General features: G+C 58.0%; 25 protein-coding genes. 10 read left to right on the top strand and 15 right to left on the bottom strand.

Annotated elements, in window-relative coordinates; all coding sequences use genetic code 11:
- Window position 1: 1 nt before the first annotated feature.
- On the bottom strand, window positions 2-952 hold the full coding sequence (locus QMP16_RS06155; protein ID WP_058275748.1) for an ABC transporter substrate-binding protein: 951 nt from the start codon (window positions 950-952) through the stop codon (window positions 2-4).
- A 416-nt stretch (window positions 953-1,368) separates the two neighbouring features.
- Here QMP16_RS06155 and QMP16_RS06160 point away from each other — a divergent pair, with 416 nt between their 5' ends.
- On the top strand, window positions 1,369-2,031 hold the full coding sequence (locus tag QMP16_RS06160; protein ID WP_282151644.1) for a DNA-3-methyladenine glycosylase I: 663 nt from the start codon (window positions 1,369-1,371) through the stop codon (window positions 2,029-2,031).
- 59 nt (window positions 2,032-2,090) lie between these two features.
- Window positions 2,091-2,765: a hypothetical protein gene (locus QMP16_RS06165; protein ID WP_432653395.1), complete on the top strand. Its 675-nt coding sequence runs from the start codon at window positions 2,091-2,093 to the stop codon at window positions 2,763-2,765.
- A 3-nt stretch (window positions 2,766-2,768) separates the two neighbouring features.
- Here QMP16_RS06165 and QMP16_RS06170 read toward each other — a convergent pair whose 3' ends face one another.
- Complete coding sequence (locus QMP16_RS06170; protein ID WP_282151646.1) at window positions 2,769-3,167, bottom strand: c-type cytochrome; 399 nt, start codon at window positions 3,165-3,167, stop codon at window positions 2,769-2,771.
- Between the two features lie 92 nt (window positions 3,168-3,259).
- Here QMP16_RS06170 and QMP16_RS06175 point away from each other — a divergent pair, with 92 nt between their 5' ends.
- Window positions 3,260-3,697 (top strand): DMT family transporter, encoded by a 438-nt coding sequence (locus QMP16_RS06175; protein WP_282151647.1) that lies wholly within the window; start codon window positions 3,260-3,262, stop codon window positions 3,695-3,697.
- On the opposite strand, the gene QMP16_RS06180 is transcribed toward QMP16_RS06175, so the two are convergent.
- The 3 genes from QMP16_RS06180 to QMP16_RS06190 all read right to left on the bottom strand — a co-directional run bounded on the left by QMP16_RS06180 (window position 3,681) and on the right by QMP16_RS06190 (window position 6,706).
- Window positions 3,681-4,367: an ABC transporter ATP-binding protein gene (locus QMP16_RS06180; RefSeq protein WP_282151648.1), complete on the bottom strand. Its 687-nt coding sequence runs from the start codon at window positions 4,365-4,367 to the stop codon at window positions 3,681-3,683. The two genes, QMP16_RS06175 and QMP16_RS06180, sit on opposite strands and share 17 nt — an antisense overlap.
- Window positions 4,360-5,655 (bottom strand): lipoprotein-releasing ABC transporter permease subunit, encoded by a 1,296-nt coding sequence (locus QMP16_RS06185; RefSeq protein WP_282151649.1) that lies wholly within the window; start codon window positions 5,653-5,655, stop codon window positions 4,360-4,362. Before QMP16_RS06185 ends, QMP16_RS06180 begins: the two co-directional genes overlap by 8 nt.
- Window positions 5,656-5,719: 64 nt before the next feature.
- Window positions 5,720-6,706, bottom strand: coding sequence for a DUF6492 family protein (locus tag QMP16_RS06190; protein WP_282151650.1), 987 nt, complete (start codon window positions 6,704-6,706; stop codon window positions 5,720-5,722).
- Between the two features lie 337 nt (window positions 6,707-7,043).
- Here QMP16_RS06190 and QMP16_RS06195 point away from each other — a divergent pair, with 337 nt between their 5' ends.
- Window positions 7,044-7,394 (top strand): hypothetical protein, encoded by a 351-nt coding sequence (locus QMP16_RS06195; protein WP_058275672.1) that lies wholly within the window; start codon window positions 7,044-7,046, stop codon window positions 7,392-7,394.
- Between the two features lie 5 nt (window positions 7,395-7,399).
- Here the strand turns inward: QMP16_RS06195 and QMP16_RS06200 are convergent, their stop codons facing one another.
- On the bottom strand, window positions 7,400-8,293 hold the full coding sequence (locus QMP16_RS06200) for a glycosyltransferase family 2 protein (protein ID WP_282151651.1): 894 nt from the start codon (window positions 8,291-8,293) through the stop codon (window positions 7,400-7,402).
- On the bottom strand, window positions 8,277-9,617 hold the full coding sequence (gene proS / locus QMP16_RS06205; protein WP_282151652.1) for a proline--tRNA ligase: 1,341 nt from the start codon (window positions 9,615-9,617) through the stop codon (window positions 8,277-8,279). Before proS ends, QMP16_RS06200 begins: the two co-directional genes overlap by 17 nt.
- A 168-nt stretch (window positions 9,618-9,785) precedes the next feature.
- Between proS and QMP16_RS06210 the strand changes: the two genes are divergently transcribed.
- The 5 genes from QMP16_RS06210 (at window position 9,786) to QMP16_RS06230 (ending at window position 15,573) form a co-directional block, all read left to right on the top strand.
- A complete protein-coding gene (locus QMP16_RS06210; protein ID WP_282151653.1) occupies window positions 9,786-11,150 on the top strand; it encodes an FAD-dependent oxidoreductase in 1,365 nt (454 codons plus the stop codon).
- Complete coding sequence (locus QMP16_RS06215; RefSeq protein ID WP_282151654.1) at window positions 11,150-12,124, top strand: isopenicillin N synthase family dioxygenase; 975 nt, start codon at window positions 11,150-11,152, stop codon at window positions 12,122-12,124. The genes QMP16_RS06210 and QMP16_RS06215 overlap by 1 nt, the downstream gene beginning before the upstream one ends.
- Before the next feature lie 90 nt (window positions 12,125-12,214).
- Complete coding sequence (locus QMP16_RS06220; protein WP_282151655.1) at window positions 12,215-13,288, top strand: AI-2E family transporter; 1,074 nt, start codon at window positions 12,215-12,217, stop codon at window positions 13,286-13,288.
- 1 nt (window position 13,289) lies between these two features.
- A complete protein-coding gene (locus QMP16_RS06225; RefSeq protein WP_282151656.1) occupies window positions 13,290-13,979 on the top strand; it encodes an HdaA/DnaA family protein in 690 nt (229 codons plus the stop codon).
- A gap of 49 nt (window positions 13,980-14,028) precedes the next feature.
- Window positions 14,029-15,573 (top strand): Ppx/GppA family phosphatase, encoded by a 1,545-nt coding sequence (locus tag QMP16_RS06230; RefSeq protein WP_282151657.1) that lies wholly within the window; start codon window positions 14,029-14,031, stop codon window positions 15,571-15,573.
- A gap of 3 nt (window positions 15,574-15,576) precedes the next feature.
- Here the strand turns inward: QMP16_RS06230 and QMP16_RS06235 are convergent, their stop codons facing one another.
- The 6 genes from QMP16_RS06235 to scpA all read right to left on the bottom strand — a co-directional run bounded on the left by QMP16_RS06235 (window position 15,577) and on the right by scpA (window position 21,032).
- Complete coding sequence (locus QMP16_RS06235; protein WP_282151658.1) at window positions 15,577-15,951, bottom strand: hypothetical protein; 375 nt, start codon at window positions 15,949-15,951, stop codon at window positions 15,577-15,579.
- A gap of 37 nt (window positions 15,952-15,988) precedes the next feature.
- On the bottom strand, window positions 15,989-16,984 hold the full coding sequence (locus QMP16_RS06240; protein WP_282151659.1) for an endonuclease/exonuclease/phosphatase family protein: 996 nt from the start codon (window positions 16,982-16,984) through the stop codon (window positions 15,989-15,991).
- A 3-nt stretch (window positions 16,985-16,987) separates the two neighbouring features.
- Window positions 16,988-17,668, bottom strand: coding sequence for a molecular chaperone DjiA (locus QMP16_RS06245; protein ID WP_058275662.1), 681 nt, complete (start codon window positions 17,666-17,668; stop codon window positions 16,988-16,990).
- Window positions 17,669-17,677: 9 nt separating this feature from the next.
- A complete protein-coding gene (locus QMP16_RS06250; protein ID WP_282151660.1) occupies window positions 17,678-18,202 on the bottom strand; it encodes a GNAT family N-acetyltransferase in 525 nt (174 codons plus the stop codon).
- The gene (locus QMP16_RS06255) at window positions 18,199-18,801 is read right to left on the bottom strand and encodes a VOC family protein (RefSeq protein ID WP_282151661.1); all 603 of its coding nucleotides are present in this window, start codon (window positions 18,799-18,801) and stop codon (window positions 18,199-18,201) included. The genes QMP16_RS06250 and QMP16_RS06255 overlap by 4 nt, the downstream gene beginning before the upstream one ends.
- A gap of 104 nt (window positions 18,802-18,905) precedes the next feature.
- Window positions 18,906-21,032 carry a methylmalonyl-CoA mutase gene (gene scpA / locus QMP16_RS06260; RefSeq protein ID WP_282151662.1) on the bottom strand — a complete coding sequence of 709 codons (2,127 nt, stop codon included), beginning with the start codon at window positions 21,030-21,032 and terminating at the stop codon, window positions 18,906-18,908.
- A gap of 168 nt (window positions 21,033-21,200) precedes the next feature.
- On the opposite strand from scpA, the gene QMP16_RS06265 reads away from it, so the two are divergent.
- Window positions 21,201-21,647 carry a DUF4174 domain-containing protein gene (locus QMP16_RS06265; RefSeq protein ID WP_282151663.1) on the top strand — a complete coding sequence of 149 codons (447 nt, stop codon included), beginning with the start codon at window positions 21,201-21,203 and terminating at the stop codon, window positions 21,645-21,647.
- A gap of 76 nt (window positions 21,648-21,723) precedes the next feature.
- Here the strand turns inward: QMP16_RS06265 and QMP16_RS06270 are convergent, their stop codons facing one another.
- Both QMP16_RS06270 and QMP16_RS06275 read right to left on the bottom strand, forming a co-directional pair.
- Window positions 21,724-23,769 carry an acetyl/propionyl/methylcrotonyl-CoA carboxylase subunit alpha gene (locus QMP16_RS06270; RefSeq protein ID WP_282151664.1) on the bottom strand — a complete coding sequence of 682 codons (2,046 nt, stop codon included), beginning with the start codon at window positions 23,767-23,769 and terminating at the stop codon, window positions 21,724-21,726.
- A 117-nt stretch (window positions 23,770-23,886) separates the two neighbouring features.
- Complete coding sequence (locus tag QMP16_RS06275; protein WP_058275656.1) at window positions 23,887-24,090, bottom strand: hypothetical protein; 204 nt, start codon at window positions 24,088-24,090, stop codon at window positions 23,887-23,889.
- Window positions 24,091-24,430 lie beyond the last annotated feature (340 nt).

Genomic DNA, 24,430 nt, shown 5'->3' on the forward strand with positions numbered 1-24,430 from the left:
CTCACTGCGTTGCCGCGTCAACAACCGGACGCCATTTGTCTTCGTTCGCAGCCATCCATTCGGCGACAACTTCTTCGACTTTACCGCCGTCAACGTCGATCGCGCCCATCATCGGCTGCTGGTCCTCGACCGCCAATTGATAGTTGGACAGGATTTCATAGGCCGCGGGCCATTTTTCTTCCATCCCGTTCCAGCTGGCTTTGAAGATGCGCGAGGGCGAGAAATCGCAGTCGTTCACGGCGTTCGGGTTCGGTCCCCAGGCCGGGTCGTTAAAGCAAGCTTCTTCACCGGCAGGCAATTCAACGAACTGAACGTCATAGGCCGACATCGCCCAATGCGGCTGCCAGAAAGTGATCAGCAGCGGCGACTTGCGCTCGGTCGAGGCGCGCAATTCGGCGATCAGAGCACCTTCGGAACCGGCAGGCACAGCTTTGAACGGCAGTTCAAGACCGGTCATACGGTCGGCGCCGGGCGTACCCCAATCGGCAGGATAGTCGACCAGACGACCACCGGGCAGAGTTTCAGCGGTCGCGAAGACCTGCGCGCAATCCTTCAGCGCTTCCCACGCAGGCAGACCGGGACACAGATCGGCCACGTGCGCCGGATAAGCGATGCCTTCCTTGGCATCCAGACCCAGATCGCCGATTTCGACGACGGTGCCTTCGTCGATTTTCTTGGCGTATTCGTCCGAGACGTTGGATGACCAGATTTCCAGCGTCGCAGTGATGTCGCCATCTGCGATCGCCTGGAACTGGTTCATCATACCAGCGGTCACATATTCGACGTTGTAACCTGCGGCTTTCAGCATCTCGCCCGCCACTTGGGTCGTTACGTGCTGACCGGTCCATTCGTTGATCGCCAGTTTGATCGGCTCGTCCACGGCACCCATATCGGCGGCGTAAGCGGAACCGGCTACCATCATAGCCAACAGGCTGACACTAAGTTTTTTCATCGACATTCTCCCTGTCTTTTTTTGTTTTTCGTCCACCTCAGCGCACAGGTGCGCGCCGGAAGGTTGGACAGACGACAATACCATGTCGCAACATGCACAATATTGGCCGCAAAAGGGAAGTGAACACTTTGAACAAAGGCGGAATTTTTCGCCTTGTACTAAGCTGCAAGTCCCCACCCGCTGCGTTGTACTGATCGCGCGCGTTTTTGCTTAACACAAATATCTGGCGCAGGTCTTTGATTGACGAGTCAATCACAAACCCGAATCCCCTGTTTTGTCGAGTATTTCTTTGCCCGATGTTCGATTTTTCTGCATTTTTTTGATCTCAAACGCGCCAAATGTCCAAAAATTCACTCTCTTTGAGACCTTGCAACGAAGCGTTCAACAAGCAACTTTATCGGTGGAGGACATGATTTATGCGTCATTTCGATGAAATTTTTGCAATGGCCGCCACCCGCCATGGTGGTCGGGATGCGCTGAATGACAAACTGAGCAAACCCAAAAGCCTGGCCGAGCTTGCTGAGATGCCGGAAGATCGCTGGCTGTCGATTATCACCAAGACTATTTTTCAGGCGGGGTACAACTGGAAGGTCATCGAAAACAAGTGGGACGGGTTTGAAATCGCATTTGACGGTTTCGATGTCGGACGCTGCGCCTTCATGGATGATGAGAAATTTGACGCCTTGCTGCAGGATACCCGCATTGTGCGCAGCGGGACCAAGATCGCGACCGTTCGTGACAATGCCGCCTTTTTGCTGGAGCTTCGTGATGAAGGCGGTGCGGGTCAGGTTCTTGGGGGTTGGCCATCGGAGGACTTTGCGGGGCTGCTGGCGATGCTGGGCAAGCGAGGGTCGCGTCTGGGCGGGGCTTCGGCCCAATACGCCATGCGATTTGCAGGGCGCGACAGCTTTATCCTCTCACAAGACGTGACCGCGCGGCTGATTGCCGAAGGCGTGATCGACAAATCCCCCACCTCGAAAAAGGCAATGGCTGCGGTGCAAGCGGCCTTCAACACATGGATGGATCAATCAGGCCGGTCGCTGACCGAAATCAGCGGGGTTTTGGCGATGAGCCTGTGAAAACGGGTTGCAGCGCGGGCGCATCGCATTAGGCTTTGATTATGGCCTTTCGTATTTTGATGACGCTACTAATTTTGCTTGCTGCCTGTGGTCGCCCTTTGACGGATCAGGAACGCGCATTTGCAAGTGCCGTTCAAGGCGACACGCTGGATCTGGATCGCGTGCGCCTTGTTGAAGGTGCGCCGGTAACGCCGATCACGTTTTACCGCAAGGACCGGCCGCGCCTGGCCTGTCGGGAACGTATCCTGCCACCAACCGAAGAAGGTGTCGTCACCGCAAAACCCGCCGCTGTTGCGTTGTTCAATAAGGTCTATTTTAACAAGGACTGGTACCTTGAGGACTATATGTCCGACTTCCCGGAACAAATGGACCTGATTGCCGGGATGTTGCTTGCACACGAGCTGACACACGTCTGGCAATGGCAGAACCGCCAGTCCACTGGTTACCACCCCCTGCGAGCCGCCGCCGAACATGGCGGAAGCAAGGACCCCTACTTGTTCGACCTGCAGACATCGCCTGATTTTCTATCCTATGGATTCGAACAACAGGGGGCGATCGTCGAGGAGTACGTCTGCTGCCGGGCGTTGGACCCTACCGCGCCGCGGACCCAGCGCCTGCATGACATGTTGGGGACGCATTTCGACTTGTCCCCGCTGCCCGGCGCACAACGCGAGCGTGCCGTTGTAATTCCATGGAGCGGAGCGAAGGTCGAAGGGATTTGCCGCGAAGGCTAAGCCTTATTGCAGCGTCTCCAGATATGCCACCAGATCCACAATCGGCTGACTGGTCAGGATCGGCTGCCCATCGGGTGTTTTCATCGAGGTATCCTGCCCGTCGAAATAGGGACCGTAAACCGGCATCGGGCTGCCATGACTGACCAAGGGATCACGCCCGTCGATACGCGCCACAACACGGGCTGTTGGGAACATTCCATCCCCGGATGCCAGCTGTGTCAGATCAGTCGGCTGGATCACCAACACACCAGCCATTGGCCCCTGCCCGGTCGCATCGATCCCATGACAAGTCGCACAATAATGCTGATAGAGTTCGGCACCGGTTTCAACGTTCTGCGCCATAGCCTGAGACGCCAACGCGGCTACACTCGCACAAACGGCCCTGAACATCGGTCTGATCATCGCATCCTCCTGTCACGATTGACATTTGCAGGCTTGCCCGCTGGGCGGCTTGGCGCAATGATCCAGATCAACGAAGCGGGAGGATACGGGCAATGACACAATACGCAGCCATTATGCTGGCGGCCGGGATCGGCGTTCCGATTCTGGCGGCTTTGAATGCCGCACTGGGCAAGCTGATCGGGTCGCCGACAACCGCCGGCGTAGTCCTGTTTGCCATCGCGTTCGTGGCGTCAGCCCTGGTCATGCTGCTGTTTCCAGGAATGGAAGCGCTATCCAAAGTGACCCAAGCCCCGAAACACTTGTTGCTGGCCGGTGTTTTGATTGCGTTTTATGTTCTGTCGATCACCCATGTCGCCCCCCATTTCGGAGTCGGCAACGCAGTGTTCTTTGTTCTGCTGGGGCAGTTGATCAGCACGGCGGCCATCGATCATTTTGGCCTGTTCGGTGCTCAGGTCACGCCGCTGACATGGATACGGGCCGGGGGCATCGCCGTGATGGCAGCCGGTGTCGCCATCACTCAACTGGCTTAAGAACGCCCGCCTCCAGCCGCAGTTTCCGGTCCATCCGCGCGGCCAGATCCATGTTATGCGTGGCAATCAACGCTGAAAGCCCTTCATCCCGGACCAGCGACATCAAAGCACCAAATACCTGATCCGAGGTTTCGGGATCCAGGTTACCGGTCGGTTCATCCGCCAGCAAAACGCGTGGCTTGTTCGCCAGGGCCCGGCAAAACGCAACACGCTGCTGCTCGCCCCCTGACAGGGCGGCGGGGCGGTGTTTGGCACGTGCCGCCACTCCAACGCGGTCCAGCAAGGCCATCGCCCTGTCCAGTGCAGCCTTCTCGGATACACCGTTAGCCAGTTGCGGCAGGGTGATGTTTTCCAGCGCAGTAAACTCGGGCAATAAATGATGGAACTGGTACACGAACCCAACGTCCTGCCGTCTAAGCGCTGTACGGGTTCGATCACCCCTGCCCGCTACATTCTGGCCCGCGATCTCAACTGATCCTTCATCTGGTTTGTCCAGTAGCCCAGCAATGTGCAACAGTGTCGATTTGCCTGCCCCGGATGGCGCGACCAAAGCCACAGCCTCACCTGCGCGCAATTCCAGATCGACCCCACGCAACACCTGCACCTCGCCTGGAGTGGCCTTGAGGTAGGTCTTGGTCAAACCGTTCAGCCGCATCGTCAGATCATTCATAGCGCAGCGCCTCAACCGGGTTCAGCCGCGCCGCACGGCGGGCCGGGAAATAGGTGACGATGAACGACAGCCCCAACGACAGCCCAATCGCCTTAAGAACATCTGAAAGGTGCAACTCGGCGGGTAAGGAGTAGATGCCGCGAATGGACGGATCCCAGACCCCGCCACCCATGACGTAGTTCACGAATGAGAATATCGGGTCGATATAGATGGCAAACAGGCAGCCGAGGATCACTCCCATAACGGTGCCGATGATGCCTGTGAACGCACCGCAGATGAAAAAGACCCGCAGGATCGACCCTTCGCTCAGGCCAATGGTGCGCAGGATGCCAATATCGCGCCCCTTGTTTTTCACCAGCATGATCAAGCCCGACACGATATTCATTGCCGCAATCAAGACGAGGATCGACAGGATGATGAACATCACGTTGTCCTCAACCTCAAGCGCACGCAGAAATCCGCCCGAAGCATCCTGCCACGTCCAGATCTGGCTGCGCCCGCCTGCGGCCTCGAGGATGGGAATCAGAACCGGGGTCATTTTCTCGGGCCGTTCGACCATCACTTCGATCTCGTCGGCCACACTGTCGCGGTTGAAAAAGCTCTGAGCTTGCGTGAACGGCATATAAACGCGGGTGCGGTCGATGTCATACCGCCCGGCCGAGAACACATAGACCACCTGATAAGCGTTCACGCGCGGAGACGTCCCAAAGGCGGTTTTCACCCCATTGGGTGAGGTCAGTTTGACGGTGTCGCCGACCGTCGCCCCAATGCTGCGCGCCACACCTGACCCGATGGCAATCACATCCTCACCGTCCTGAAATTGGGTCAGATCACCGACGGCCTGTTCGCTTTGCGCGACGCCGGGCAGATCACGCAAGTCGTCGGGGCGGATACCAAAGACCTCGACCCCGCTGCTGCGATCGCGATTGGTAATCAGGACCTGCCCTTTGACCAGCGGGGCCGCGCGTTCCACGCCCGGAACCTGCGCGATCCGGCTGGTCATCTCTTCATATTCCGCGATTGTGCGGTCAACGCGCCCCTGCGCATCAAACTCTCCGGCGGAGTACACAGTCACATGGGCGTTTGCGCCCAGAATCGTGCCGACGAATTCGGACCGAAATCCAGAACGGACGGCCAGAGTGGCGATCAGGGCAAAGACGGCCAGCGTGATCCCGATCAGGGAAATCCACGTCATGACGCTCACGCCACCTTCGGCACGGCGCGCGCGCAGGTAACGCCACGCGATTTTCCACTCAAATGGGGCAAAGGGCGGGGGTGTTCTGGCCATGCCTGCTCCGGTTATTTTGTTGTCGCGACCCTTTCGGCATTTCACCGGATGGTCAAGCCGGTTATCAGCCGGTCAGCGTTGCCGCGCGGTTTAGCACCTCTTCGGCGCGTGGCTGGGCACAAATGCCCCTATGTTCCAACTCGGAAAACACACGGTCCCGCAGTTCGCCGGGCAACAGCGACAAGGCGCGGTTATGCAGACCCAACGTCAATGCAGCGGGATCATCCAGCATCGCCAACTGCGATGCCATTTCCTCGGGCGAATAGGTCGGCCAGAGCCCGATATTGCATTGCGCGTGGTCCTCGAACCACTTTGCATAGCCATCCGGCGATTTGAGGCAGAACGCATTCAGCAACATGAACTCGGACGGTCGCCTGCGCGATCCGAACAGCGCCTGAACCGAGCCATACCGATCGTTGATCTCGTCCAACAGCGCCAAGGCCAAGGATCGGCGCATCGCGAAAGGGGTCGCAAATGTCGTGGTCCTTAACCCGTTGAGGTCGGTACCTGACGCGCCCAGTGCATCAAGGCTCTCGACCAGCCAATTGCGGTGGTAATCGCTTTGGACGTCGATGAAAGCGATACGCGCCGCACCATTGTCAGCAAAGAACTCAGTCGGATCAAAGCTGCGCAGAAAGACGTTCTTGGTGTCCAGGATAACCATGTTCTCGGACGCCGCAACGCGCGCGGCGCCCAGCTTCAGAACTTGCTGACTGCGATACCCGTTGGACCCGCGCCACCCCTGCCTGCGAATGCCGGGAATACGAAACCGATTTTCGATCATGATCCGATCCGACAAGGATCGCCCCGCGTACTGACCGGGCTGCAACAACAGGTCATCGCCGCCCAGGACCTGAACCTTGGATCGCAGTGGGCCGTATGAAGCCAAAAGGGGTTCGATTTTTGCCCTAAGCGTATCTTCATCGCAGTCATTCATGATCACGTGAATCGACGAAACCATGTCCGGATCGACAAAACGGGCAAAAGACAGCGCCTGAAGTTCAAGCAGGGGAAAGTCCTTGGAATACACGACGGTCGCGAAACTCAGCACAGCGCGGGCCCTTTCATCGTTTTGCTCGGTTTATCAGCAATTTCGGCGCGGTCAAATTCACTCTCAAAGCCTCGAAAATGCGAATCAGTAGGGCCACGGGTCGAACGGTCACACGAATTTAAGGAGATCGTCCGCCACCAAAATATACCCCCGGTTGTGACGCTCTTCACAGACAGCCCGGTATTGTTTCAGGTATGAAGTCAATGTGAGCATGGCGAGGCAAACTGAACTCAAAATGCAACATTTGAAACGCAACTTTATTTCGCGTTTTGCTTATTTTTGGAAACTTTGTCACCCTGATTGTGGGGGAATACATTTTTTAGAGCGGGGGTCGCTCATGAGTATTCGAATTGAAACTGAACAACCGGACGCATTTTCGGTCCGACAAACATCAACAGAACTGGATTGTGAATCCGCAGTTCTACTGCGAGCAACGATCCTTCCGATCTTTGCCAGCGCGGCAAGCTGGGCTGGTCTGACCGACATCCTGAACGACAAGGGGTATCGCCTGGTCTTCCGGGATGGACGGATGTGCCTAACCGATCAAACTACCGGAGACCGGATTTGCGGTCTGCGCTTCCTGGGCCTTGAGTTCAGGGATTTGGTGCGACGGCTGGGCCGTCCAGTCGTTGTCGCACGGGGCCATGAGGCAGACGGAGATGTTCTGACCGCCCGACCGACAGCCTGACGCGCCTAAAAGCTGCGCCAGAACTGAACGGATCGGCGCGTCGTCTTCCACAGACTATGGCGCGCGGCGGCTTTGATGGCATCCGACGTGCCGGGCTTTAACAAGCGCTCAAGGACCAGCGCCGCGGGCATGTGACCGCGTTGGTAATATCGAGCGAAATCGGACTGTGTCAGGACATCGGCCGACCTGTACCCGCCGTAGTAATTCATCCAGACACGGGCGTAGTCTTCCGCTGTTGCGGCATCGTCGCTCGTAGCGCCCCTGCCCCAGAACATGGATATCGGGTCGTCAATGCGCTCGCCCTGATACCCTTCGGTCAAAAGGCGTAACATCAGATCGTAATCGGCCGCGACGCTAAATTGAGTGTCATGTCCGCCCAGCGCCAAGAACACATCCCGCTTCAGCAACACAGAGTTATGGCAGAACGGCATCCGCTGCAGAATCGCTGTCAGCGACATCCGCTTCTCTCGGCTTTCCGACCCATCCTCGAACCGGCGCAGGGTCGAGCCGAACAGGAAATCCGGCTGTGTCGCTTCAAGCCGATCAGCGACGATGTTCAAAATGTCGTCGGATGCCAGCGAGTCATCCGAGTTCAGGAACAACAGATATTTCCCACGCGCGGCCTTCGCGCCCTTGTTCATCGCGTCATACAAACCGGTATCCGGTTCGCTTATCAGCCGGGTGCTAGCCGCGTCCGCAGTCAGGTTCTGTAGAACCTCGACCGTACCATCGGTCGATGCCCCATCCTGAATGATATGCTCAGCCCGGTCGCAATTCTGACGCGCCATGCACTCGATCACCTCTCGAAAACTGTCCTGCCGCCCTTGCGACAGCAGGTCATAGGTCGCGGTAATGACCGAGATCAGCGGCGCGTCTGAGGTATCAGGCGATGCGCTCATAGATCTCGGCGATCTTGGTAACGGCGGCTTCGGGGGACATCTCCTCGCTTTCGCCTGTACGGCGACAGGTCAGTTCAACTACTCCGTTTTTCAAACCGCGCGGGCCAACGGTGATGCGCCAGGGCAGACCAATCAGGTCCATGGTGGCAAACTTGCCCCCTGCCCGTTCCTTACGGTCATCATACAACGGGTCGAGGCCCAGCGCAGTCAGCGCGCCGTAGATCTTGTTACAGGCGGCGTCGGCCTCGTCATCACCCTGTTTCAGGTTGACGATACCGCAATGGAACGGCGTCACGCCTTCGGGCCAGATGATGCCCTTGTCGTCATGGCTGGCCTCGATGATCGCGCCGATCAGGCGGCTGACGCCGATACCGTGGCTGCCCATGTGAACAGGAACCGGCTTTCCATCGGGGCCTTGAACAGTTGCGCCCATGGCTTCGGAATACTTGGTGCCAAAGTAGAAGATCTGACCAACCTCGATCCCACGCGCCACACGGCGACGCTCTTCGGGGACCTGATTGAACAGCGCCTCGTCATGGGTTTCATCCGTGCGCGCGTATTTCGAGGTGAACTCTTCGAGAATGGCCTGACACTGCTCGCGGCTGTCGTAGTCGATTTGACGATCACCAAAGGTCAGGTCGGTGACTGCACTGTCATAGAACACCTCAGATTCACCGGTGTCGGCCAGAACGAGGAACTCGTGCGTGTTGTCGCCACCGATAGGGCCGGAATCGGCACGCATCGGGATGGCTTGCAGGCCCATGCGCTCATAGGTGCGCAGATAAGTGACCAGATGGCGGTTGTAGGCGTGCAGCGAGTCCTCTTTGGTCAGGTCAAAATTATACCCGTCCTTCATGTAGAATTCGCGTCCGCGCATTACGCCGAAACGGGGGCGGATTTCATCGCGGAACTTCCACTGGATTTGGTACAGCGTCAGCGGCAAGTCTTTGTAGCTGCTCACATGACCGCGGAAGATGTCGGTGACCAGTTCTTCGGCAGTCGGCGTGAACAGCATATCCCGGTCATGCCGGTCTTTCATGCGCAGCATTTCCTGACCGTAGTCATCATACCGCCCGGATTCGCGCCACAGATCCGCCGACTGGATGATGGGCATCTGGATCGCGATATGGCCAGCGCGTGCCTGCTCTTCATGGATGATGTTTTCCAGCTTGCGCAGCACTTTGAAGCCCAGCGGCAACCATGAATAAATCCCGGCAGCAGCTTGCTTGATCATCCCGGCGCGCAGCATCAGCCGGTGGCTGACGATCTGGGCCTCGGAGGGGTTTTCCTTGAGAACGGGCAGAAAGTAACGGCTGAGGCGCATTGGTGAACCTTTAAAGGTGAATTTGGACTTCAAAGTTGCTTATGCCAAAGCCCCGCCGGGGGCAATCATGCATTGGTTATTTTGCGACCTCGGGCCGGTCGGTTTTTTGATTGACCCGCCAGTCAGGGTTTTCAATTGTGACTGAAATACCAATTCCAGGGGGCACCCATGCAAACCATTCAGGAACCCGCGCGTCAAATACCGGTTGTTCATCAAACAGACGTTCTTGTGGTCGGGTCAGGACCGGCAGGACTGGCCGCCGCGTTGGCAGCAGCCCGAGCCGGGGTCGAGGTGTCGCTGGTCGACCGCTTCGGCTGCATGGGTGGCAACATCACCGCCGTCGGCGTTGAGGGCTTCGCTTGGTATCGCCATGAACAGACGGTCGAAGCTGGCGGAATCGGCATGGAGTTCGAGACCCGCGCCAAGGACATGGGCGCCGCGGTGCCCGAAAGCCAGTCGCTGAGCTATGAGTTGGACAGCGAAGGTTTTAAGCTAGTGGCCGACAAGCTGGTTGAAGAGGCAGGCGTTCATCCGATGCTGCATCGGCAATTCGTCGCTCCGATCATGGAAGGTGACCGGATCACCGGCATCATCACCGAATCCAAAGCAGGGCGCGAAGCGATCCTGGCCAAGGTTGTGATCGACGCCACCGGCGACGCCGATGTAGCCCACCGCGCAGGCGCGCCAACCCACAAAACCGCCCGCGAAGACATGATGGCAGCCTCGGTCATGTTCCATCTGGCTGGTGTCGACAAACGCGCCTTTATGGAGGGCGTCAAGGCCGACCCCCAGACCTACAAGGATTGGGGCGGCGGCGGTGAGTGGAATATCGAGACGTCGGGCAAAGAAGACGACATGTTTTCGCCCTTCGTCCACAAACCTTTCCAGCAAGCCATCGATCAAGGGCTTATCCCCCCGCATCTGAACACTATCGCGGGCACCTGGGGTGCAATGCACGATACGGGTGAACTGACCTATATGAACCTCATCCACCTGGCCGAGATCGACGGCACCGACCCCGACAGTTTGACACGTGGCGAGATCGAAGGCCGTCGTCAGTCGATGCTGGCCATCGAAGCGCTGCGCCGGTTCATGCCGGGTTGCGAGAATGCTCGGTTGCGAAATTTCGGTATGACCATCGGCATCCGCGACACGCGCAAGATCGACGCGGTCTATAACATGACCGAAGATGATGCCCGCCATCAGGGCCGGTTCGATGATACGATCGGCATCTACCCTGAATTCATTGATGGCTATGGCATCCTGATCCTGCCGACTACGGGACGTTACATGCAGGTCCCTTACCGTTCGATGCTGCCCAAAGGTGTCAAAGGGCTGCTGGTCGCGGGTCGTTCGCACGGGGCGGACAAGGTCGCCCATGCCGCGACGCGCAATATGGCTTGCTGCGCGGTCATGGGTCAGGGGGCGGGAATTGCCGCGGCCTTGTCGCTAAAAAGCAATCAGGGTCTGCACGAGATGAACCTCGCCCCTGTTCACACCGAGCTGGATCGGCAAGGCGTGAGGGTTCACTGATGCAATCAATCCCGACGATCGACATCTCTCCACTGAAGGACACGGCCCAATTGGACCATGCAGCAACCGTTCAGCGGATATTGGACGCCTGCACCGACATCGGCTTTCTCTCCATCACAGGCACTGGGGTTTCGCCTGACACCGTTGATCAGGTCCGTGCCATGACGCGCGCAATCTTTGACATCGATGAACAGAGCAAGTGGGATCAGGCGATCACCCGCGACAACTATCGCGGATATATCCCCATGGGTTTCTTCACGCCCAATGATGGCTCGGGCAAGGCGGACAAATACGAAGGTTACAAGCTGCATTTCGAAGTTTCCGAGGACCACCCGGTTCGCGATGACTGTGCGCTTTATGGCCCGAACCTCTGGCCGGTTGAAGTACAGGGCGCGCGGAAAGTGATACTGGAGTATTGGTCGCAACTGGACCACGTGGCCGAACTGCTGCTGGGCGCGCTTGAAATCGGCTTGGGTCTGAAGCCCAACGTCCTGAAAGCGGCCTTTGCCACCCCGATGACAAACATGACACTGTTGCACTATCCGCCGCAGGCCTCGGATGAGGAAGGCTTTGGCATTCATCCGCACAAGGACACGGATGCCCTGACCATCATTGCCCCCGACCCCGTCGGCGGGCTTGAGGTGCAGACCCGGGATGGCGGATGGATCACCCCGGATTGCCCTCCCGGCGGCTTTATCGTGAATATCGGCGACATGCTTGAGCTTTGGTCCGGCGGCCAGCTTAAATCCACTCCGCATCGGGTGGTCAATAAATCTGGCAAAGAACGCTATTCCTTCCCTTATTTCGCAGTTCCGCGTCATGACGTGGTCGTTGAACCTCTACTGCCACCCCTGCCCGGCTTTGATCGACCATCTGTTCATTGCGGACATTGGTCCGCCGAAATCTGGCGCACCAACTGGCCCGATGAGAATGCCACCGCCGATACGCCCGAGCTTGGGACGCTCAGCTCATAATCATTGGAAATCTCCATGGCATGAACCGCTTGCATCACGTGGCCGCTTACGCCAAGAACACCAGTAAGAGCCAAGAACAAGGGGACGAGCATGGCCTTGCCGGTAAAGGATCAACTCAGATACTGGGGCATTGCCGCTGTTATTTTTGTGCTTTTACTATGGGCACTTGGCGACGTTCTACTCCCTTTTGTAATTGGCGGCGCGATCGCCTATTTCCTTGATCCTGTCGCAGATCGACTGGAAAACCTGGGCCTGTCGCGCATGGCGGCCACGGCGATCATCACAGTTGTCGGCATTCTGGGCTTTGCTCTGGCAATCCTGATGGTCGTTCCGGCGCTGATTACCCAGTTGATCGAATTGGTCGAGGTTATGCCAAGCCTGTTCCAGCAGCTGCGCAGTTTCATCGAACAACAGTTCCCCTCTCTTCTGGACCGCGAATCCAACTCGCATCAATTCCTTGTCTCTTTGGGCGAAACGCTGAAGTCCAAAACAGGCGATGTATTGCAATCCGTAGCAGCCTCATTGGGTTCGGCGATCAACGTCGTAGTTCTGTTGGTCATTGTTCCGGTTGTGGCCGTCTACATGCTGCTGGACTGGGACCGCATGATCGCCCGGATCGGTGATCTACTGCCCCGCGATCACGCCCCGACGATCAAACGACTGGCCGGTGAAATTGACGCCGTTCTGGCCTCATTCGTGCGCGGCATGGGCACGGTCTGCCTGATCCTTGGCACCTATTACGCCGTTGCACTGATGGCGGTCGGCCTGCAGTTCGGACTGATCGTCGGTTTCATCGCGGGTCTGGTCACATTCATTCCCTACCTCGGCGCGCTTATCGGTGGCACGCTGGCTATCGGTCTGGCGCTGTTCCAGTTCTGGGGGGATTGGGCGCATATCGGTCTGGTTGCCGGGATCTTTGCGCTGGGCCAGGTAACCGAAGGCAATTTCCTGACGCCAAAGCTGGTAGGTAGCTCAGTGGGTTTGCACCCAGTATGGTTGCTGCTGGCTCTGTCAGTTTTCGGTGCCTTGTTCGGCTTTGTCGGGATGCTGATTGCCGTACCCGTTGCTGCCGCACTGGGCGTGTTGGCGCGGTACGCGACATCGGTCTATCTGGACAGCCGCCTGTATACCGGCCTCGAAAGCGTGGATCAGGAAGACCTGTAAGATGGCCCTTCAGCTAAGCTTTGATCTTCCGGCCAAAACCGCGCTGGGGCGTGAGGATTTTTTCGTCTCTCCTGCGAATGCACTTGCGGTTGCAATGATCTCGGCCACGTCCTGGCCGGGCAACAAACTGGTCCTGAGCGGCCCTGCGGGTGCCGGAAAAACCCATCTGGCACATGTCTGGGCGGCAGAAACCGGTGGTCGGATCATTCAGGCCGCGGATGTGCGTCACGAAGACGTGCCGGATCTGGCAAGCGCGCCTGTCGCGGTCGAAGACGTCCCGATGATCGCAGACGACTTAGAACAACAGAAAACACTGTTTCACTTGCACAATCTTGTGTTGGCCGAAGGCAACGCCCTTCTTATGACTGGACGGCTTGCCCCTAATTTCTGGCAACTTCCGCTGCCCGATCTTCAAAGCCGGATCGAGGGCGCGCATCACGTGGCACTGGATCCTCCGGATGATGCATTGCTGGGCGCGGTTCTGGCCAAGCTGTTCGTGGACCGGCAATTGAACCCCAGCCCTGAGGTCATCGCCTATTTGGTCAAACATATGGACCGGCGCTTTGAAACTGCCGCCAGTGTTGTGGCGCAACTGGACCAGCTTGCCCTATCGGAAAAGCGCGACATTACCCGCGCCTTGGCGGTGCGTGTTTTGAGCGCAGATTTAGATGATATCCAATCTGGGAATTGACCCACGCCGGGTCATCTCGCATTCTGCACGCGGAATATCTGGAAGAGACATGGATCAGACTGTCGTTACCGAAATCCCTGACTGGGGTCCGTTCGGAAAGCCCCTCTTTGATGACCCCCAAGCCCGAGCTCTGTCACGCGTGGGCGTGGTTGACGTCGGATCAAACTCAGTCCGGATGGTGATCTTTGACGGCGCCGCGCGCTCACCGGCATATTTCTACAACGAAAAAGTGATGTGCGAGCTCGGCGCGGGCCTTTCGGACACGGGGCGGCTCAACCCTACGGGTCGCAAGCGCGCTCTGGCTGCTTTGGGTCGGTTTGCCCAACTCTCCGATGACCTTGGCCTGCCCGGCCTACATGTCGTCGCCACCGCCGCCGTGCGCGAGGCCGAGGATGGCCCCGAGTTTTGTGCTGAGGTCAAAGCCGAAACCGGCCTGACCGTATCGGTCATTAACGGCGATGAAGAGGCTCGCCTGTCCGCGCAGGGTGTCCTGCTTGGATGGCCCGGCGCATATGGCCTGATCTGCGACATCGGCGGGTCCTCAATGGAATTAGCCGAGATCGGAGACGGCGGCGTCGGCCGGCGCCTGACCTCGGTGCTGGGGCCGCTGAAACTGCGGGACATCAAAGGTGGCCGGCGTGCGCGCAAGGCGCACATCAAAGCCACGATGGAGGATCTGCGCGACCAGATGGGGCCGCAACGGGACCGGTTGTTCCTAGTGGGCGGAAGCTGGCGGGCCTTTGCGCGTCTGGACATGCTGCGCCGGGGTTATCCCCTGAACGTGCTGCATGAATATCGCATGACCACCAAGCAGGTGCGCGAGACCATTAAATTCATCGAAAAAGGTGACCCGGAAAAGCTGCGCAGCAAAGCCGGTGTGTCAGGATCACGGATGGCGTTGATCCCCTATGCGATGGATGTGCTGGCACGCTTGATCCGCACGTTCAAACCCAAGGATATCGCCATTTCCAGCTATGGTATCCGCGAAGGTCTGCTTTACGAACAGATGCCGCAAAACCTGCGGGACCGTGATCCGTTGATCGAGGCGAGCCGTTTTTCCGAAGCCAAGGACGCCCGCCTGCCCGGTTTCGGAAAACATCTGCTTGATTTCGTGATGCCGCTGTTCAAATCAGCCCCGCCCGCGCGAATCCGCCTGATAAAGGCGGCCTGTCTGTTGCACGACGTCAGCTGGCGCGCGCATCCTGACTATCGCGCCGAGGTCTGTTTCGACTACGTCACACGTGCCAATCTGGGCGGCTTGAAGCACTCGGAACGAGTCTATATCGGGCTGGCCCTGCAGCACCGGTATCGCAACAAACGCGAGGGCAACCGCTTCACCGCACTGTACGAACTCCTAGACGAGAAAGACCAGAAACAGGCCGAGATTCTCGGAAAAGCCATGCGGTTTGGTGCCATGCTGTGGATGCAGAACGATGCGCCGATGGCGACTTTGAAGTTTTACCCCAAGAAGCAACAACTGGACCTGTTCCTGCCAACTGCCGCACGCCCCCTGTTCAACGAAGTGGCTGAGGCGCGGCTAAAGTCACTCGGCAACGCTTTGAAATCCGAAACCCGCGTCATCATCCGGGACTAGATATCAAATCTCGGTTTCGCCCTCAGGCGCGTCTTCAGGGATCTCTGGCTGGGCATCTGGGTTCTGCGGTGGTTTTTTGCGGATAATTATATCGCCGTTAGGCAGGATCTCGGGTGCTTCATAGGCGCTCCAATCCTCAATCTCATCTGCCAGCTCGGCCAAGGCGGGCCCCATTTCCGCAATAAATGACTGCATTGCAGGGCCAAACTGTTCGGCCAGGCCCAGTAGGTCATCCAAAGCAGGCTCCATCTCTTGGCGCAGGCCTTCAAAGAACAGCTCTGCCCCCTGCTCCATCAGGGATTTGTTCCCCTCTTCCTCGGCAGAGGCCGGAAGGGCAAAAGTGACGGTCAGCGCGCAGATTGGAATGAAACGTCTCATATCCAAAACATAGGGCAACTAAAAGTCGGTTGGAAGGTCACAGCTCGATATCCAGAGTGACAGGGAAATGGTCAGACGCGGTTAGCAACGCTTCATGTAGATCCTGCGCATCACGGCAAGCCGGATCGCGAAACGGATGCCATATGCGCCAGTCCGGGCGACGATCCTTTAACCCATCGCTGATCATAATATAGTCCAGCAACGCCTCAAGATACCCGCGATCTTGGGGCCGATAAAAACGCGCGGTCGACGGGCGTTCACCCGGTTCTGACCTGAAGGCCGTATCCGCGTGGGGATCAAACACCCCCGATTGCAGCAGGATTTCAACCGATGAGCGACCAAACAAGTTTTCGAATTCGTCCAGCCCCGGACCATCGTTCAGATCGCCCATTAAGATCACCTGTTCATCAGCCGCCAGATGCGCCTTGATCCGCCTGCCCAGCCAGATCGCCTGAGCCAGCTGTTTCCGACGATTGGCGATCGAGATGCGGATCGCCGCATCGCGGGTTTCCGCCCCATGAGGCGCCTTTGACTTCAGATGCGCGCCAATAAGACGGAACCGTTCGCCTGCCTTGGTTTCAACTGCCAATTCCATAGGCGGTTTGGAAAACTGCACCTGATCCTCGGTTGCGTCGATATCGAGGTCGATGTGAAACACGTGATCGAAACGCGGAGCCCGTTGCCCTCCGTCTTTTGGATCATGTCGCACCGTCAGAACGCGCGGGTCATACAACAAAGCCAGTTCTTGATGTGTATCGTTGGCAAATCCCATCACGGCTTCGCTGGTGCGCAGATCGAAAGCCTCGGCAAAGTTTTGCAGTGCGCGGACCGTGTTCTGAGATTTCCCTGTGTTTGGTGCTTCGACAACCAGCACAGCATCCGCATCGATCGCCGTCAGAACCTTGGCGATAGCCTCGATCTGCTGCGCCTTGGTGACATCATGGCGACCTGACCAACTGTCATCGGTGATCAGTTCGTCATGACGATCAAACAGATTGGCGAACCACTCGATGTTATAAGTCGCGAGGCGCATGCCTCAGGCCTGCGCGCCGTTGATTTCGTCCCAGGCGCGGTTGATGTCGATCATCTTCTTTTCTGCCAAACGTACGGCCTCCTCCGGGACACCACGTGCCAACATTGCATCGGGATGTGTTTCGCGCACAAGTTGCCGCCAAACCTTGCGAATATCGGGTAACGGCATGTCCCGTGGCACCCCAAGAACCGTGTAAGGATCATTGGGCGCATCAGGCACAAAACGGGCACGCAAGGCCATGAACTGCGCATCGGTCTGGCCGAAAATATGGCTGACCTCTTCCAGAAACTCGTTTTCGTTAGGGTGATAGAACCCGTCCGCCATGGCGATGTGGAACAACCCTTCCATCAGGTCACACAGCGTGGTGCTGTCCTCAGAGAACATGCGCGCGATCTTGCGGGCATAGTCCTGATATCCTGCAACATCCGTGCGGGCCATGTTGAACACGCGCGCCGCGCCTTCCTCGTCATCACGCGCGATCTGGAATACGTCGCGGAAAGCTGTGACCTCATCTCGCGTCACCTGCCCATCCGCCTTGGCCATTTTCGCCCCCAAGGCGATCACAGCAATGGTGAATGCCACCGACCGTTCGGGTGGCGAGCGCAGCTTTTCAAAGACTGCGGTAAGGCTTTCACCTTGGGCAAGCGCGCTTAGCGCATCGGATATACGGATCCAGATCGACATGAGCGCACCCTAGCGTCCCAAATCGTGACTGTCAGGTGCAACCAAACCGTCTGTGGCAAGAATTTTCTGCATCAGCACAAGGTCCAGACGTTTCCCCCACTTTAACCCAACCTCGGGCATGCGTCCGACTTCGACAAAGCCCACGGCCGCGTGAAAAGAAACTGCCCCCGGATTTGCCGAAGAAATCCCCGCCACCAGTGCATGAGTTCCCTCTGCCCGGGCGGCGGCCTCAAGCGCCCGCATCAAAGCACGCCCCGTACCTTGTCCGCGCGCATCAATGGCCAGTTGGATGGTCAGCTCGCGGCACTGCGCGTATCCCGGACCGGATCGAAACGGACAATAGGTTGCAAACCCAAGAATCTGGTCGTCCTGGTCTGCCACAAGATAGGCCGGACCGCGCGCTTCGATGTCACGTGCAATGCTGTCCACGCTGCGTTCGTCGGTTGTGAAGGTTACCAGCGTGTCGCGGATGATTGCATTGGTGATCGCAGCTATCTCTTTTGCATCCGCTGCTTTGGCTTGTCTGATTTTCATTCCAACACGCGCTTCCCATGCGGTGTTTCGAACTCTGCCCGCAATGCGGCCGGGCCTGTGTCAAAAACCACAGCGTCCATTTCGCCTAGCAGCCTGGCAAGCTCCAGCGCGTCCGGGTGAAAAACCACCAACCGACGCAAGCGACATCCGCTATCCTGCAACATATTTGCCGGATGCAAATCTCCGTGCCACTGAATAAGCGCCGGGAACAGATTGTCGAAGGGCAGACGCCCGTTTGGCGGAACCGCCATTTGCCAGCTCAACGCGCCGCGGGCCAGATCAATCGGATGCCCAATGCCATCGGGGAAAACGGTCAACGAGGCTGAAATGTCAGGCACCCGGCAAATCCAGTTGGTAAGGCGCGGCGCGCCCTTGAACCGGTCCAAATCGAACCATCTGGTTCTTTGCGGATTCGGTGCCTGAGGGTCAATCGCGATGGCCTCAAGGTACAGGCCATCTCGCAACCCCAGCAAGCGGTTATATGTGCCGAATCTTTCATGCTTGCCGCCGTCCTGCAGCGGTACTCCCAATGCCTGTTCGACATGGGCAGACGCTTCTTCGAGCGTTTCGCCCGCAACCGCCAGATGATCCAGTAACACGCAGCGCCTCCTATGAAAAACGACCAGACCCTTTCGGATCTGGTCGCATGTTTTCCTTAAAGGCGGTGGATCACAAGATTTTTCGACGAAAATCTTTGAAAGCCTCAGCCTTTCGCTTCACCGATCAGGCGCACGATGTCCTGAGCGGCTTCTGGAATATTGGTGCCCGGGCCAAAGATCGCTTTAACGCCGTGATCATAGAGGAATTGATAATCCTGCTGCGGGATCACCCCGCCGCAGATAACAAGAATGTCCTCGGCACCGGCTTTCTTCAGCTCTTCCACCAGCTGCGGCGCCAATGTTTTGTGCCCCGCTGCCTGCGACGAAATACCGATGACGTGCACGTCGTTGTCCACGGCGTCCTGCGCGGCCTCTGCCGGGGTTTGGAACAGCGGACCTACATCCACGTCAAACCCGATATCCGCAAAGGCGGTTGCGATCACCTTGGCACCGCGGTCATGCCCATCCTGCCCCATCTTGACCACCAGCAGGCGCGGGCGGCGGCCTTCAGCCTCAGCGAATTCCTCGATGGACTTCTGGATCGCGGCAAAACCTTCGTCGCCTTCGTATGCCGCGCCATAGACACCGGCCAGCGTTTTCACTTCGGCGCGGTGGCGACCGAATTCCTTTTCCATTGCCATGCTGATCTCTCCTACGGATGCACGGGCGCGGGCGGCCTCGACGGCGGCGGCCAGCAGATTTCCACCTTCACTGGCGGTCTTGGTCAGCGCGTCCAGCGCCGCCTGACAGGCGGCCTCGTCACGGGTGGCACGGATACGATCCAACCGCGCGACCTGAGCTTCGCGCACGGCGACGTTGTCGACATCCAGAATGTCGATCGGGTCTTCTTGTTCCTTGCGGTACTTGTTGACACCGACGATGACCTCATCACCCCGGTCAATCATGGCCTGACGGCGGGCGGCGCTTTCCTCGATCCGCAGCTTGGGCATACCGCTGGCAACGGCCTTGGTCATGCCGCCCATTTCCTCAACCTCTTCCATCAAGGCCCAGGCTTTTTCGATCAACTCGTTGGTCAGGTTTTCGATGTAGTACGAACCAGCCAACGGATCGACGACGTCAGTGACACCTGTTTCCTCTTGCAGAACCAACTGCGTGTTCCGCGCGATACGGGCCGAGAAATCAGTGGGCAGCGCAATCGCCTCGTCCAGAGCATTGGTGTGCAGCGACTGGGTGCCGCCCAGAACCGCGCTCATCGCCTCATAGGCGGTGCGGATCACGTTGTTATACGGGTCTTGTTCTTGCAGTGACACACCCGAAGTCTGGCAATGAGTCCGCAGCATCTTGGAGCGTTCAGATTTCGCGCCAAAATCGGTCATCACCCGGTGCCACAGCGTACGCGCAGCCCGCAGTTTGGCGATCTCCATGAAGAAGTTCATGCCGATGGCGAAGAAAAACGACAGACGCCCTGCGAACTTGTCGACGTCCATGCCAGCCTGCGTAGCGGCGCGGACGTATTCCCGACCGTCGGCCAGCGTATAGGCCAGTTCTTGCACGAGGTTCGCCCCGGCCTCTTGCATGTGATAGCCCGAGATCGAGATCGAATTGAATTTCGGCATCTCGTTCGACGTGAACTCAATGATGTCCGAGATGATCTTCATCGAAGGCTCGGGCGGGTAGATGTAGGTGTTGCGCACCATGAACTCTTTCAGAATGTCATTCTGAATGGTGCCGGACAGGACGGATTTATCATGCCCCTGCTCTTCACCTGCAACGATGAAACTGGCCAGAATTGGAACCACCGCCCCGTTCATGGTCATCGAAACCGAAACCTTGTCCAACGGAATACCGTCGAACAGGATTTTCATGTCCTCGACGCTGTCGATTGCCACACCGGCCTTGCCCACGTCACCGACCACGCGCGGATGGTCGCTGTCATAACCGCGGTGAGTCGCCAGATCGAAAGCGACCGACACACCTTGCTGACCAGCCGCCAGATTGCGGCGATAGAACGCGTTCGATTCTTCGGCGGTCGAGAAGCCTGCATATTGGCGGATCGTCCACGGTCGGCCCGCATACATCGTCGCCTTCACGCCCCGCGTGAACGGCCCGAACCCCGGCATCGACCCCATATGCGGCAGTTCAGCGGTGTCTTCCTGCGTGTAAAGAGGTTTGACGTCGATACCTTCCAAAGTCTCTTTGGTCAGGTCGTCCAACGGGCGTCCGCGCAGCTCTTTCTCGGCCAGCGCTTGCCAGTCTTTCGTATCGGTCATTGCGTATTCCTTTTCTCAATTCGGGTCGCGAACAGGCATTGCCTGCGCGTTTTAACGTTCGGTGCCGCGCGTCGCGGCAGGTGTAAACGCGATATTTTGAAGCCTGCGTGCAATTCGCCGGTCGCATTCACCAGCGCAGAGGCTATATTCAAACGAACAGGAGGCCCTATGACACGAACGCTTGCCCTTGTTTTCTCGGCACTATTCCCGCTGGTCGCGATGGCGGCAGATGGGTCTGCGCCTGCCGATGAAGATTTTGTCCGCCCCGCTGGTGACAGCGAGCTGAGCGAATACTTATGGGTCAGTCGGCCCATCGTCGTCTTTGCCGATACCCCGGCCGATCCGCGTTTCCGGCAGCAAATCGACATGCTTCTGGAAGGCGAAGAAGCCATGCGCGACCGGGATGTGGTCGTGCTGACCGATACCGATCCGTCCGCCCGTTCTCCGATCCGGTCACAATTGCGCCCGCGCGGCTTCCAGATGGTGTTCGTCGACAAGGACGGCGTGGTCAAACTGCGCAAACCTTCGCCGTGGAGCACACGTGAAATCGGCCGTTCCATCGACAAAACGCCCCTGCGCGAACGTGAAATCCGCGAACGACGCGAGGGCGGCTGAGCGCTTTCGCCACGCCCAAAGCTCCCGGCGCGAACCGCCGGGAAACCATGGAGATATGGTGAAAACGCGATCATGATCACTCGAACTCGATGATCACGTCGTCCACGGCGAGGTTGTCGCCGGGGCCTGCGTTGACTTTGGACACGACACCCTTCTTCTCGGCGCGCAGGATGTTTTCCATCTTCATCGCCTCAACAGTGCACAGTGCCTGACCTTCCTGCACTTCCTGCCCCACTTCGACGTCGATCTTTACGATCAGGCCGGGCATCGGGCAGAGCAGCATTTTCGAAGTATCCGGCGGCAGCTTTTCGGGCATCATACGCGCCAGCTCGGCCTGACGAGTCGTGCGGACATGAACCTTGAGGTCTGCACCCCGGTTGCGAATACGGAATCCGCCCGAGATTTTTCCGACTTTCAGAACCAGCGGGCTGCCATCGACGTCCAGCACCGCCAAGTGATCGCCCGGCGTCCAGTCCGAAGTGACCCGCATGGTGGTACCGTCCGAGAACGTCACGGTTGACCCATCGCGATCCGCATCAATCTCAACTGCATATTCCTGCCCTTGCAGAGTGACGACCCAATCAGAGCCGACCTTGCGTTCGTGATTGTCCATCCGGCCAGAAACGCGGGTGCGGCGAATCTCGGCCACGCGGTGCATCGCGGCGCAGGACGCGGCTATGCGGCGCAAGTCGGCCTCGGGCAGTTCAACGCCTTCGAACCCGTCGGGATATTCCTCGGCGATAAAGGCTGTGGTCATGTCACCGCTGACGAATTTCGGATGGTCCATCACAGCCGACAGGAATGGCAAGTTGTGGCCAATGCCTTCGACCTCGAAACTGTCCAGCGCCACGCGCATCGCCTCGATCGCCTGTTCCCGCGTCGGAGCCCAGGTGCACAGTTTGGCGATCATCGGGTCATAGTACATGCTGATCTCGCCGCCTTCGTAGACGCCGGTGTCGTTGCGCACGGCGGCTTCACCTTCGGGCGCTTCACCTTGCCATTTATCGTTCACCAACAGCGGACCAGAGGCAATCTCTTGCGGCGGACGATAGCGGGTCAGACGACCAATCGACGGCAGGAAGCCACGATACGGATCTTCGGCATACAGGCGGTTTTCGATGGCCCAGCCGGTCAGGGTCACGTCGTCCTGTGTGATCGACAGCTTTTCACCTGCTGCGACGCGGATCATCTGCTCAACCAGATCGACTCCGGTGATCAGTTCGGTGACCGGATGTTCCACCTGCAGACGCGTGTTCATTTCCAGGAAGTAGAAATTCTTTTCGCCATCGACGATGAATTCAACCGTACCGGCGCTGGCATAGTCCACGGCCTTGGCCAGTGCCACGGCCTGTTCGCCCATCGCCTTACGGGTCGCTTCGTCCAGGAACGGCGACGGTGCTTCTTCGACCACCTTCTGGTTCCGACGCTGGATCGAGCATTCACGCTCGCCCAGATAAATGCCGTTGCCATGGCTGTCGCACAGAACCTGAATCTCGATATGCCGTGGCTGGGTCACGAATTTTTCGATAAAGATCCGGTCGTCACCAAACGAATTTGCGGCCTCGTTCTTGGACGACTGGAAGCCCTCGCGCGCCTCTTCATCATTCCACGCGATCCGCATGCCCTTTCCGCCGCCGCCGGCACTGGCCTTGATCATGACCGGATAGCCGACCTCGTTGGAAATCTTGACGGCCTCTTCTGCGTCTTCGATCAGCCCCATGTAACCGGGAACGGTGGAAACACCGGCTTCTTGCGCGATCTTCTTCGAGGTGATCTTGTCGCCCATGCTTTCGATTGCCCGAACCGGTGGACCAACAAATGCAACGCCTTCGGCCTCAAGCGCCTCGGCGAATTTCGAGTTTTCCGACAGGAAGCCATAACCAGGATGCACCGCCTGGGCCCCACTCTGGCGAATGGCATCCATGACCTTGTCGATCACGATATAGGACTGGTTCGCAGGCGGCGGGCCGATATGCACCGATTCATCCGCCATCGACACATGCAAGGCGTTCTTGTCTGCATCCGAATAGATGGCAACGGTGCCGATACCCATCTTGCGGGCTGTCTTGATGACCCGGCAGGCGATCTCGCCCCGGTTGGCGATCAGGATCTTGTTAAACATGGAACGTCCTTTGTCTTGATGTTCTGAGAACGCAAAACGCCGCCGCAGGGAACGTTCCCCACGGCGGCGTGATGCGCGATAACGGTCGGGGCGACGCGCGCCCCGAAAAACCCGGTATTACCTACAGTTGTTTTGTGTCTTGCAGTACAGGACGTTGCCCGCCGCGCCGACAACCGCGCCGAACAGCGGGTCGGCGCTGACAACAGCCGCCCCGACGGCGCCTGCGCCGCCGCCAAGCAGCGCCTGTTCGCCCGTCGTGTCACCACAGGCGGCAAGGCCTGCGCAGGTCGCCATTGCAAGAACGAGTTTCGAGATTCGCATGATATCTGCCCCTTTGGAATTCTTGATGCGTTCCGGGGCAGATGTCCGGTTTCGAGCTTGTTATTCAATAACAGGCCGTCCTGAACAGAGTTTTGCGCAGATTTGTGCCGCTTTACGCTTGGATATTGCGCAAAGAAAAACGCGGGCAGGACTTTGTGAACATCACAAGCCTGCCCGCGGAAGGAAGGGGTACGGAATAGTAGGTGCTTGTGCGACGCAGGCAAAGTAGAGCCGCACGGCTTAGTCAGGTTGCTTGGCACAATCAAATGCGTAAACAAAGTATTGTTTCCGGTCAGGATTCCGGCTGGAAATCGCCCATTGGGCGAACGCACGCGCAGAT

The organism is Ruegeria atlantica, assembly GCF_947495585.1.
GTDB classification, from domain to species: Bacteria; Pseudomonadota; Alphaproteobacteria; order Rhodobacterales; family Rhodobacteraceae; genus Ruegeria; species Ruegeria atlantica_G.

What these genes read in the sequence shown, in the direction of transcription:
- QMP16_RS06160 (WP_282151644.1), top strand. Translation starts at nt 1,369, where the DNA reads ATGCGTCATTTCGATGAAATTTTTGCAATGGCCGCCACCCGCCATGGT.
- QMP16_RS06235 (WP_282151658.1), bottom strand. Translation starts at nt 15,951, where the DNA reads ATGAGACGTTTCATTCCAATCTGCGCGCTGACCGTCACTTTTGCCCTT.
- QMP16_RS06265 (WP_282151663.1), top strand. Translation starts at nt 21,201, where the DNA reads ATGACACGAACGCTTGCCCTTGTTTTCTCGGCACTATTCCCGCTGGTC.
- QMP16_RS06250 (WP_282151660.1), bottom strand. Translation starts at nt 18,202, where the DNA reads ATGAAAATCAGACAAGCCAAAGCAGCGGATGCAAAAGAGATAGCTGCG.
- scpA (WP_282151662.1), bottom strand. Translation starts at nt 21,032, where the DNA reads ATGACCGATACGAAAGACTGGCAAGCGCTGGCCGAGAAAGAGCTGCGC.
- QMP16_RS06230 (WP_282151657.1), top strand. Translation starts at nt 14,029, where the DNA reads ATGGATCAGACTGTCGTTACCGAAATCCCTGACTGGGGTCCGTTCGGA.
- QMP16_RS06170 (WP_282151646.1), bottom strand. Translation starts at nt 3,167, where the DNA reads ATGATCAGACCGATGTTCAGGGCCGTTTGTGCGAGTGTAGCCGCGTTG.
- QMP16_RS06215 (WP_282151654.1), top strand. Translation starts at nt 11,150, where the DNA reads ATGCAATCAATCCCGACGATCGACATCTCTCCACTGAAGGACACGGCC.
- QMP16_RS06185 (WP_282151649.1), bottom strand. Translation starts at nt 5,655, where the DNA reads ATGGCCAGAACACCCCCGCCCTTTGCCCCATTTGAGTGGAAAATCGCG.
- QMP16_RS06165 (WP_432653395.1), top strand. Translation starts at nt 2,091, where the DNA reads ATGACGCTACTAATTTTGCTTGCTGCCTGTGGTCGCCCTTTGACGGAT.
- QMP16_RS06220 (WP_282151655.1), top strand. Translation starts at nt 12,215, where the DNA reads ATGGCCTTGCCGGTAAAGGATCAACTCAGATACTGGGGCATTGCCGCT.
- proS (WP_282151652.1), bottom strand. Translation starts at nt 9,617, where the DNA reads ATGCGCCTCAGCCGTTACTTTCTGCCCGTTCTCAAGGAAAACCCCTCC.
- QMP16_RS06155 (WP_058275748.1), bottom strand. Translation starts at nt 952, where the DNA reads ATGAAAAAACTTAGTGTCAGCCTGTTGGCTATGATGGTAGCCGGTTCC.
- QMP16_RS06175 (WP_282151647.1), top strand. Translation starts at nt 3,260, where the DNA reads ATGACACAATACGCAGCCATTATGCTGGCGGCCGGGATCGGCGTTCCG.
- QMP16_RS06245 (WP_058275662.1), bottom strand. Translation starts at nt 17,668, where the DNA reads ATGTCGATCTGGATCCGTATATCCGATGCGCTAAGCGCGCTTGCCCAA.
- QMP16_RS06210 (WP_282151653.1), top strand. Translation starts at nt 9,786, where the DNA reads ATGCAAACCATTCAGGAACCCGCGCGTCAAATACCGGTTGTTCATCAA.
- QMP16_RS06270 (WP_282151664.1), bottom strand. Translation starts at nt 23,769, where the DNA reads ATGTTTAACAAGATCCTGATCGCCAACCGGGGCGAGATCGCCTGCCGG.
- QMP16_RS06240 (WP_282151659.1), bottom strand. Translation starts at nt 16,984, where the DNA reads ATGCGCCTCGCGACTTATAACATCGAGTGGTTCGCCAATCTGTTTGAT.
- QMP16_RS06200 (WP_282151651.1), bottom strand. Translation starts at nt 8,293, where the DNA reads ATGAGCGCATCGCCTGATACCTCAGACGCGCCGCTGATCTCGGTCATT.
- QMP16_RS06275 (WP_058275656.1), bottom strand. Translation starts at nt 24,090, where the DNA reads ATGCGAATCTCGAAACTCGTTCTTGCAATGGCGACCTGCGCAGGCCTT.
- QMP16_RS06195 (WP_058275672.1), top strand. Translation starts at nt 7,044, where the DNA reads ATGAGTATTCGAATTGAAACTGAACAACCGGACGCATTTTCGGTCCGA.
- QMP16_RS06180 (WP_282151648.1), bottom strand. Translation starts at nt 4,367, where the DNA reads ATGAATGATCTGACGATGCGGCTGAACGGTTTGACCAAGACCTACCTC.
- QMP16_RS06225 (WP_282151656.1), top strand. Translation starts at nt 13,290, where the DNA reads ATGGCCCTTCAGCTAAGCTTTGATCTTCCGGCCAAAACCGCGCTGGGG.